Source organism: Neisseria sp. P0001.S005 (assembly GCF_051963715.1).
On sequence record NZ_JBQCTZ010000271.1, the window covers coordinates 1 to 3,865 of the forward strand.

Annotated in this window: 3 protein-coding genes; 2 read left to right on the plus strand and 1 reads right to left on the minus strand. The window is 56.7% G+C overall.

The genetic code is table 11. The annotated features are described in order from the left end of the window. The first annotated feature begins 409 nt into the window (after window positions 1-409). Both ACTHSP_RS18605 and ACTHSP_RS18610 read left to right on the plus strand, forming a co-directional pair. Entirely contained in the window at window positions 410-808 is a 399-nt protein-coding gene (locus ACTHSP_RS18605) for a hypothetical protein (RefSeq protein ID WP_049351343.1), read from the plus strand. Between the two features lie 116 nt (window positions 809-924). Then, on the plus strand, window positions 925-2,151 hold the full coding sequence (locus ACTHSP_RS18610; RefSeq protein WP_440346645.1) for an MFS transporter: 1,227 nt from the start codon (window positions 925-927) through the stop codon (window positions 2,149-2,151). Between the two features lie 174 nt (window positions 2,152-2,325). Here ACTHSP_RS18610 and ftsY read toward each other — a convergent pair whose 3' ends face one another. After that, window positions 2,326-3,858, minus strand: coding sequence for a signal recognition particle-docking protein FtsY (gene ftsY / locus ACTHSP_RS18615; protein WP_440346646.1), 1,533 nt, complete (start codon window positions 3,856-3,858; stop codon window positions 2,326-2,328). Between the last annotated feature and the right edge of the window lie 7 nt (window positions 3,859-3,865).

The following is a 3,865-nucleotide window of genomic DNA, read 5'->3' on the forward strand; positions in this document are numbered from 1 at the left end:
ATTTCCAGCGCCGACCGCCAAGACGCGCTCTACCAACGCCCCAGAAGCGTAGGCGTGAGCGCGGAATGGAAGTTTTAGGCGAAGCTGAAATGATGGAGGCCGTCTGAAACAATCGTAGGTCGGGCATCAATGCTCTACCTACGGTGACTGGAATAACGAAGGTCGTCTGAAACGGCCGTAACAACCGATTATCGTCATTAGCTTACGCAAGTCCGCTTCGCTACCCCCGCGCAGGCGGGAATCCAGACCTATCCGCACAGAAACTTATCGGATAAAGAAGTGCCCTTGAGTCTCCATTCTGGATTCCCGCCTGCGCGGGAATGACGGCACAAGAAGTCTAATAAAAAGCCAAGCATAAATACCCAACTATTGACCTACCCTGCTTCCCCAAAACACCCAAAGGAACCCCATGCACTACTTCACCCCCGCCAAAACCCTGCCCGAAGGCACCGTCTACCTGACCGACCTGACCTACGTCGCCGACTTCGCCGACTGGCTGGCCGAATTCGAAACCCTGTTAAGCCAAAACACCCGCTTCGCCACCGTCTGCACCCCCATGCGGCGGCAGGTAAGCGACGAACAGCGCATTGCCGACCGCAAAACCTACATCGAATGGATAAAGGCACACCGCCCGCAACTCGCCGAACGCTGCGCCGCCATGCTCCTCATCGAACCCGACGCGGCGCAACTGGCGTTCTTCCGCGAACAATCGTCCAAACTCGCCCCCGCGCTGGGCGTGAACTACATCGTCGAAGCCGACGAGCAAACCGCCCTGCTGCGGGCGGAAGAAGCGTTGAAGGCCGTCTGAAAAAGACTGCAAACACCGATAGCGGTTTTTCGGCCGCAAACCGGCTGCACACGCTTGATTTTTTATTTTCAGACGGCCTTTACCTTCACACGCTCCGCCCCAAGGAAAACCAACCCATGTCGCAAACCCCCGCATCCCCCGCCCCGCGCGACTGGCTGCTGCTTATCGGCGGCAGTACCTACAAATTCACGCTGACCGGTTTTTATCTGGTCGCGCTGGTCGCTATTTTGAAAAACCACGGTTACAGCCTGAACCAACTGAGCTGGATACATTTAATCGGCGGTATCGAAGCGGCGAAGGTGTTGTTTGCCGCGCTGATGGAGCGGCGGCCGGCGGGGCGGTTCGGGCGGTTTCGCGGCTGGCTGCTGGCGGCGACGCTGGGGCTTTCGGCGGTGTTCGGGCTGATGGCCTGCACCGACATCACGCAGAACTTCCCGCTACTTTTGACCTGCTGCGTTTTGCTCTCGGCAATGTCGGCGGTGTACGGCTGCGCGATGTTGGGTTTGTCGTGCATCGTCCTGCCGCACTGCGAACGAGGTTTCGGCGGCGTGATTCAGACGATGGCGGCGCGCGGCGGCAAGATGATAGGCGGCGCGCTGGTATTGTGGCTGTATCAGGAATACGGGCAGACGGCGGCGGCGGGCTTTATGCTGGCGTTCAGCCTGCTGATGTTGCTGCAACTCTTGTGCTACCGCGAGCCGGAAAGCCCGACGGCGCAAGGCGGTTTGACAGCGTTGGCGGCGCGGCTGGTCTCCTTTTGGCGGCAGCCTGAAACGGGCTGGCGGTGGCTGGTTTTGCTGTTTGCCGTTGCCGCGCCGTATGCGTTTGCGGCGGCGACTTTTGTGCCCAAGCTGGCGGATTTGGGCTTCTCCCCGAAACAGACGGGCGGGATTCTGGCGGTGGGTATTCCCGTTGCCTGCCTGATTGTTACGCCGCTATCGGGCTGGTTTTCGCGCAATTATCCGCGCCGCAAACTCGTGTTCCTGCTCTACGCGCTGCAACTGCCGCTTTTGGCATCCATGACCGCCATCGACGTGCTCGCCCGCGTTCACCCTTGGCTGCCGCCCGCGCAAATCATCGCCCTGAGTCTGAGCTACACGCTGCTGCTGCCGGTAATACTGGCGTTAGTGATGGACAAATCCGACCGCGCCACCGCCGCACTCGACAGCAGCCTGCAATTTTCCGTCATCCTGCTCGGCAGTTACGCGGCCGGTTTCGCCGCCCTGCGGCTGGCAAAGTCGGTCGGCTATGCCGATGCGTACTGGGCGGCGGTGGGCCTGGCCGTATTGGCGGGAGGGCTGCTGTATGCGTGCCGAGGCCTGTTTGATTCAGACGAGCCGTAAGACTCAAAGAAAGGCCGTCTGAAAACCTGAAATAGGGTTTTCAGACGGCCTTCCGTTATTTTCCGCTACTCTTGCGCTATGATTTCCACGCCCGCTTCTTGCAAGGCGAGATCTTTGCAAAATACGGCTCAGAAACCCCCCGCAAACTGCGTTTACAAGCCTCAGCCTGTCTGTTTAATCCAATAGGGCATCTACGAACGCTTTGGCATTAAACGGACGCAAATCGTCGATGCCTTCGCCTACGCCGATGTAGCGGACAGGAACTGGGCAGTCGGAGGCAAGTGCGGCAAGGATACCGCCTTTGGCCGTACCGTCTAGCTTGGTCACGATCAGGCCGGTCAGACCCAGCGCTTCGTCAAAGGCTTTCACTTGGTTGACGGCGTTTTGCCCGATGTTGGCATCAAGCACGACGATGATTTCATGTGGCGCATCAGGCATGGCTTTTTGCAACACGCGCTTCACTTTTTTGATTTCTTCCATCAAATGAAGCTGCGTCGGCAGACGGCCGGCTGTATCGGCAAGCACGATGTCGATCCCGCGCGCTTTCGCGGCTTGAACGGCATCGAAGCAAACGGCTGCGGAATCGCCCGTAGTTTGCGAAATCACGGTCACATTGTTGCGTTCGCCCCAAGCCTGAAGCTGCTCACGCGCGGCGGCACGGAAAGTATCGCCTGCCGCCAGCAACACAGATTTGCCCTGCGCTTGGAAGTATTTGGCCAATTTGCCGATAGATGTGGTTTTGCCTGCGCCGTTGATACCGGCAAGCATAATCACGAAAGGCTCCTTGGTTTCCGGCAAGACCAGAGGTTTTTCCAAAGGCTTAATCAAGTCGTACAGCGCATCTTTCAGCGCGCCACGCAATTCGTTGCCGTCTTTGAGGCCTTTGAGGCTGACACGGTCGCGCACGTCTTTCATCAAGTATTCGGTGGCTTCCATGCCCATATCGCTGGTAATCAGCACGGTTTCCAGCTCTTCGTACAAATCCTCGTCGATTTGTCCGCCACCGAACACGCCGGCCAACGATTTTGCCATTTTGTCGCGTGATTTGGTCAAGCCTTGTTTCAAACGCGCAGCCCAACTGAGCTTGTGTTCTTCTACCGGAGCAGGGGCTTCAGCCGGTGTTTCCGCAACGGCTTCTTGAAATTGCTCGACAGCTTCGCTAACTGTTTCAACAACTTCTTCTTTGACCGCTTCGGCCTGTTCTGCTGCTTCCTCAGCAGCCTCGGCTATTTCAGACGGCATCTCGGCAACGGTTTCTTGAACCTGTGCAACAGCCTCACTGACGGTTTCAACGGCCGCTTCTTTTACTGCTTCGGCCTGTTCTGCTGCTTCCTCAGCAGCCTCGGCTACTTCAGACGGCATCTCGACAACGGTTTCTTGAACCGGTTCAACAGCCTCGCTGACGGTTTCAACGGCCGCTTCTTTTGCCGCTTCAACGTGTTCTTCTACTTTCTCAACTGTTTCAGACGGCGTTTCGGTTAAAGCTTCCCGAACCTGTTCTACGGTTTCACTGGCAGTTTCAACAGCCGATTCGACAACTGATTCAACATGCCCTTTGACGTTTTCTGCTAAAGATTCGGAATCTTCTTTAATATTTTCAACTACTTGAGCAACTTCAGATTCTACTTTTGCTGCGGTTTCCTGAACTTGAGCCTCCTCAGGAGCCGGAGTTTCCTGTTTTTTCTTGCGACGGAAGAAGCTGAACATTAAATTT